This is a genomic window from Clostridium sp. HBUAS56017 (genome assembly GCF_007115085.1).
Lineage (GTDB): Bacteria > Bacillota > Clostridia > Clostridiales > Clostridiaceae > Clostridium > Clostridium cibarium.
In genome coordinates this window covers 60,747-67,181 of sequence record NZ_SULK01000024.1, presented here as the reverse complement: position 1 = coordinate 67,181, position 6,435 = coordinate 60,747, and the positions used below count along the sequence as shown (strand labels likewise).

Annotated in this window: 5 protein-coding genes; 2 read left to right on the top strand and 3 right to left on the bottom strand. The window is 29.7% G+C overall.

Features of this window, described 5'->3' with window-relative positions; all coding sequences use genetic code 11:
• Positions 1–550 precede the first annotated feature (550 nt).
• Positions 551–1,048, top strand: a complete 498-nt coding sequence (locus FAY47_RS16965) for a PTS glucose transporter subunit IIA (protein ID WP_143318119.1) — start codon at positions 551–553, stop codon at positions 1,046–1,048.
• 139 nt (positions 1,049–1,187) lie between these two features.
• Here FAY47_RS16965 and FAY47_RS16960 read toward each other — a convergent pair whose 3' ends face one another.
• The 3 genes from FAY47_RS16960 to FAY47_RS16950 form a co-directional block, all read right to left on the bottom strand.
• Complete coding sequence (locus FAY47_RS16960) at positions 1,188–2,888, bottom strand: PTS transporter subunit EIIC (protein WP_143318118.1); 1,701 nt, start codon at positions 2,886–2,888, stop codon at positions 1,188–1,190.
• 268 nt (positions 2,889–3,156) lie between these two features.
• Positions 3,157–4,011: a PRD domain-containing protein gene (locus FAY47_RS16955; RefSeq protein WP_143318117.1), complete on the bottom strand. Its 855-nt coding sequence runs from the start codon at positions 4,009–4,011 to the stop codon at positions 3,157–3,159.
• On the bottom strand, positions 4,011–4,961 hold the full coding sequence (locus FAY47_RS16950; RefSeq protein ID WP_143318116.1) for a GNAT family protein: 951 nt from the start codon (positions 4,959–4,961) through the stop codon (positions 4,011–4,013). Before FAY47_RS16950 ends, FAY47_RS16955 begins: the two co-directional genes overlap by 1 nt.
• A gap of 147 nt (positions 4,962–5,108) precedes the next feature.
• Between FAY47_RS16950 and FAY47_RS16945 the strand changes: the two genes are divergently transcribed.
• Positions 5,109–6,281, top strand: coding sequence for an SAM-dependent methyltransferase (locus tag FAY47_RS16945; protein ID WP_143318115.1), 1,173 nt, complete (start codon positions 5,109–5,111; stop codon positions 6,279–6,281).
• Positions 6,282–6,435: the final 154 nt, after the last annotated feature.

Genomic DNA, 6,435 nt, shown 5'->3' with positions numbered 1-6,435 from the left:
TCAAAAAACTTACTCTAAAAGAATTGCTGGTTTTTAACTTATTTATATCTGTTCAATTTTCAAAGACCATTTTCTTTATCGCCCTTAAGCGACTTTCTCATCTTATCACTTTTTTCAACATTTGTCAACATTATTTTTTATGAATCTAATCATGTTTACCAAGTTGCCTTAGCGACATGACTTATCTTATCATCCATATACACATGCAAATTTGACTAAACACTTCAGATTTATAATTTAACTATCTTAATCCCCCACTTTTCTTTTAATTTCTCACTCTCTTACATGCAGATACACTAGGGGGAGTTTTTATGTAGAATACAGGTTTCTAACTACATATCAATTAATACACTTTATTTTTACAATTTAGTTGACACACAATTTTCTGAATAATATAATAATGTTATAGATGTGTAACTGTTAAATCAGGCATGAATTTTGTATAAAAATTTATGCCTTTTTTTATTTTTTGGTGAACTTTCTATAACATTGAAAAGTACAGTAATAATAATGAAAGGATGTGAATAATCCTGTTATTCAGGATAAGCATATGTTTGGATTTTTTAAGAAAAAAAATAATGAAGTAAAAAAAGGACCAGAATTAGTAGCAGCAGTAAGTGGTAAGGTTATTCCTTTATCAGAAGTACCAGACCCTGTTTTTGCACAAAAAATGGCAGGAGATGGAGTTGCTATTGATCCAACAGGTGATCTAGTTGTCGCACCAGCTGATGGTGAGTTAAGTTTAGTTTTTAATACAAAACATGCTTTTGCGTTAACTCTTGATAATGGAATTGAACTTCTAGTTCACATAGGTGTTGATACAGTTTCCTTAAATGGTGAAGGTTTCGAACAACTTGCCGAACAAGGAACTAAAGTTAAAGCAGGAACTCCAATAATCAAAATAGATAGAGAATTCATTAAAAGCAAAGGCTTCTCATTAATGACTCCTGTGTTAATAACTAATCCAGATATTGTAACTTCAATTGAGCCTATAGAAAACATAGATTCAGTTGCAGGAGAAACAACAATAGTTAAATATACTTTATAAAATAATAAAAAAGCTTTCCTATTTTAAATTAGGAAGCTTTTTTCTTTAATCAAAATTATATAAATAATACAGAAAACCAAGGTGAGTTTTAACCTACCTTGGTTTTCTGCATTATTATGATTTATATATTAAGCTTAAATTATTCAATTCCTAATATTGAATTGATTTCGTTCTTATATCTATCTGCCTTAACTCCAAATATAGCTTGCATTCCATTACCTACTTCAACTACTCCTGAAGCACCTAATTTCTTTAATTCATCCTTATTAACTTTAGACTTATCTACAACTTCAATTCTAAGTCTTGTTATACAAGCATCAACACTTACTATATTCTCAGCTCCGCCAAATGCTGCTAGTACTAAAGGTGCTTTTTCAACTATTTCATTTGAACCACCTTTTGAACTACTTACTTCATCAGCCTTATTAAGACCTTTTGCTGCTTGATAATCAGCCTTTGAATAAAGTTTTGTTTCTTCTTCATCTTCTTCTCTACCTGGAGTCTTTAAGTTAAATTTCTTAATCATGAATAGGAATAAGAAATAATAAACTACTGCATATGCTAAACCAACTAATATAATCATATACCAGTTTGTTGGCACTCCAGCTCCTGCTGGAAGTAATCCAAATAATGAGAAGTCAATTAAACCTCCAGAGAAAGTCATACCTACGAATACATTTAGTAAATCCATTAACATGAATGATAAACCAGCTAATATACAGTGAACTCCGTATAATACTGGAGCAACGAATAAGAATGTAAATTCGATTGGTTCAGTAATACCTGTAAGCATTGCTGTAACAGCTGCTGATATTAATAATGATCCTACTACCTTCTTTTTGCTTGGTTTAGCTGTTCTATACATTGCTAAAGCTGCTGCTGGTAGCCCAAACATCATGAATGGGAACTTACCTGCCATAAATCTTGTTGTTCCACTAACTATAGTTGCCATAGTATCAGAAGATGCTCCAACTAGATCTCCCATGCTTGATAATTGAGTAAAGTAAGCAGTGTTAGCACCAGCAACTGTTTGCCATGCACCATTAACTAATACCTTACCTTCAACAAATGAACTAAACCAGAATGGGGTATAGAATACATGATGTAATCCAAATGGAATTAATGCTCTTTCTATAATACCGTAGAAGAATGTTCCAACAGGACCTGCTTCTCTAACTAAATTAGCTACTCCTGCAATACCACCTTGAATTACTGGCCATGCAAAAGCTAATATCCCTCCAACTATTGCCATAGTAATAGATGTTATTATTGGTACGAATCTAGCTCCTGAGAAGAATCCAATAACTTGTGGTAATTGAATTGTGTGGAATCTGTCATGTAATATCGCTGTAATTATACCTGTTATAATACCACCAAAAACTGACATATTTAATGTAAATATTCCGAGACTCTTTGTAACATAAGTCGCATACGCTGCCTTATCTGGATCAGTAATGTTACTTGCAGTTAAAACTCCAAGTTGAGTTACACCTAATCCAAGTAATGTTGAAATAACTTGATTCATTACTATGAAACCGAATACTGCTGCTAGCGCTGCTGTACCTTTATCTTTCTTAGCTAAGCCTACTGCAACACCTACTGCAAACAATACTGGAAGATTTCCAAAAATAATGTTACCGATATCATTCATTACAGTTAATATTGCTGTAACTGCTGATATGTTAACGAAAGCTATAAGTGGTTCATATACTGCTGGTGGATTGTCTAATTTTGCAATTCCAAGTAGTGCTCCACCTATTCCTAGTAATATACCTGCTATTGGTAAAGCTGCTATTGGTAGCATAATTGCTTTACCTATTCTTTGTAAATATTTAAGCATTGATAATTCCTCCAAATCTTTATATAGATTAATAAAAATTTTTAATAAGGTATTCTTTATATTAAGCTGGCCAGCTTATATACTAAAATTGAGTAACAAAAAAAGACTTTAATAATAACTTATTATGCCCTGCATATTTTTAAATATGCAAAAACACATTTCGTTATATAAAGTCTTGCCTGCATTACCAGTTACACCTTAATTATTTGATTATGTTTACATAATACCACATGATTTTCGCTTTGTAAAGGTTTAATCGACATTTTTTTTATTGATTTAAAGAAATTCTAAATCTTTCAATGTGAATTGTTAAGAAAGTCACTTCATCATCCTTAACATGAACCTTTAGCTCTTTGCCTATTATTTCTGCAACTTCTTTTGCTATTTCATAAGATTCTTTATATGTATTTTTTATAATTTCTCCTAACTGGTTATCAACATTCTTATTTTCTAATATTCTTTGTACTGCAAATTTAATATGAGTCAAAAATCTAGCATAATCCAAAGACTTCCTATCTATTTCTATATTTAACCTATCCTCAACATGTTCAACTATGGTGCTGCCTAAATAATTATTTTTAAGCGTATTAGATATACTTCCGTTATTTATAGCCGAATGTATATGTAGTGCTATAAATCCAATTTCATCATCTGGCATATCCACTTTTGCAAAGTTAGCCACTTTATCAGCTACCATCCTTGCAAGGGTAAACTCTTTTGGATACAGTGTTTCTATTTCAACTAAAAAGGGATTTTCAATTATCTCTTTGCTCTTCATTCTCTTAATGGCAAAGGACAAGTGATCAATAAGGCCTATATGAATACTTTCGTTTAATTCCTTATTTATTTGCTTAGAGACTTCATATATTGCTTCTTCACAAACTGCAAAGAAATCTTTATGAACTTTGTCAATTATATTATTAAAATTAGCTCTATTTTCAGTATCTTCTATAGTAAATATCTTATCAACTTCAGTTCCTTTACATATAGTCTGCCCATGTTTCTTCCCAAAACCAATTCCCTTAGCAAAAAGAATCTTTTCCTTATGATCTGAATTTACCAATATAATGTTATTATTAAAAACTTTAGAAACGACTTCATCATGTTTAAGTTTTATACTCATTACGCCATCCCCTTCATACGTTTATTAGTAATATAATAAGTTATATGATCTCTCCATTTTCCATTTATAAAGAGATACTGTTCATTTACTCCTAATTCCTTGAAGCCACATCCTAATAATACATTCTGTGATTTTTTGTTTTCTACTAACGCAGATGCTTCTAATCTATGAAGTTGCAACTCTTCAAAAGCATAATTTATTGCTAAATTAACAGTTTCCTTCATGTATCCCTTCCCTTGTTCATCCTTATCTATAGAATACCCTATTGTTGCGCTTTTAAATATCCCATTAACTATATTTGAAATTTTTAACTTCCCAATAAACCTATCGTCCTTATAAATCCCAAAATCTACAGCCGTCCCATTTAGAAATTGTCTATAACTCTGACTTAATATATTTTTCTGCACTTCTATAGTATAAAAACTATTATCTCTCATAGGTTCAAAAGCCCTTAAATGTTCTTTATTATCTAGATAATACTTTAATAGTGCTTCAGAATCTTCAGGTGTTAGTAGTTTTATCATAATATTATCAGAATATAATTCTACTAAGTTATTTCTAACTCCTACATTATAATCATCTCTTGAAATCCCCATAGATATCTCATTCCGATAGATCCCTTGAGAATATATATTGTCAAAAAATATTCCTTCAAGAATAAACCCTAAATCTAAAAAAGATGATAGTGATATAGTATCTACTGTGTAAACATTAACCTTATTTATATTTATATCTTTAAACGTAGCTTTCAATATCAAACTTAAAGTTTCTTTCAACAATTCATAATCATCATTTCTATAAAATTTTAACTTAATGCTACATTTTTTATTCTCTTCATCTAAATCTACAATTGTAAATCTACCAATATTAATTTTATTTTTATCTCTTATTACATAATCTTTTGCATTATCGGAACTTCTTACAATAGTTACACCTTGTTCTTGCAACATAAAGTCATCTCCCACCACTTACATCTTATAATTATCATTATATATTATTTTTTTATAATTCAGCAATACTATGATTACTATTGATATTTAATTCTATTATGCTTATATTAGTTTATAGCAACTTTTTTATAAAGGATAGGTGATAATTTGAATAAGCAAAATATATCTAAATTGAATTTCTTCTTTTTAGGACTACAGAATAGATTTATTGAAAATAATGATTTATTTAAAAGTATTAGCATTGTATATATTGCTGGTCTAAAGAAATTTAAAGGAATAGGGACATATGATAATAACAATATAACATTCAACTTTAACGGAATAAGTTCATCCCTCACTATGGAAAATTTACTTGCTAATATATGTGAGGAAGCTGAAAAATACGAGTCTTTAACATTAACCTACTCTGAAAGAGGTACTATTATTACAATAACTGCTGATAATAAAAATGTTAAAATGACAACTAAAGAAGAAGAAAGTATCGAAGAAACTGATAATCATGAAAATACATCTACATTATTAAATAGAAATTATTTAATTAAGGTCGGAAAAGCTAATCCTCTTCTTAAAGCAATAGGAATAATGAGTAAAGATGGCAAGATATTAAACGATAAGATTAGAAAATATAATCAGATTGACCATTATGTTGAACTTATTGAAAAAGAATTAGATACTTTGCCAAAAGATGAAACAATAACTATCTTAGATTGCGGTTGTGGAAAATCTTATTTAACTTTTGTTTTAAATTATTATTTAACAGAAGTAAAAAAAATCAAATGTAACTTTATAGGTCTTGATATTTCTGAAAATGTAATAAAAGCATCTAGATCTATTGCTAATGAACTTGGATACAGAAACATGGAATTTGCAGCTATAGACATTAAAGACTACAAGCCAAATAGAAAAATAAATATGGTTATGTCATTACATGCTTGTGATACAGCTACTGATATGGCTCTTGCCCTTGGTATAAAAGTAAAATCTGACCTTATCATTGCTGTCCCTTGTTGCCATCGTGAACTATTAAGTCAGTATAATTACGATCCATTCAAATCTATAACTAAATATGGAATCTTAAAAGCAAGAATAGCCGATGCATTAACTGATGGAATGCGTGGTCTTATGCTTGAATCTAAAGGTTATAATGTTTCTATTGTAGAATATATTTCGCCTCTTGAAACGCCAAAAAACCTTATGATAAGAGCACAAAAATTGACTAAAGAACAACCTAATAAATTAGAAGAATATAAAGCTTTATGTAAGTCATTAAATGCTAATCCAGCGTTATTAAGATTTCTAGAGGAACAGTGGAGATCTTAGCAATTTAGAAATTAAAGTTAAAAATTGAGAATGGTGGATTAAAATCTTTCAGAATTTCTAAAGACGTAAGACTTTTTGAAAAAATCTTACGTCTTTTATCCTCAATTCTCAATTAACTAACCATTCTCTACTGGCATTTTATCAGCATATTCTT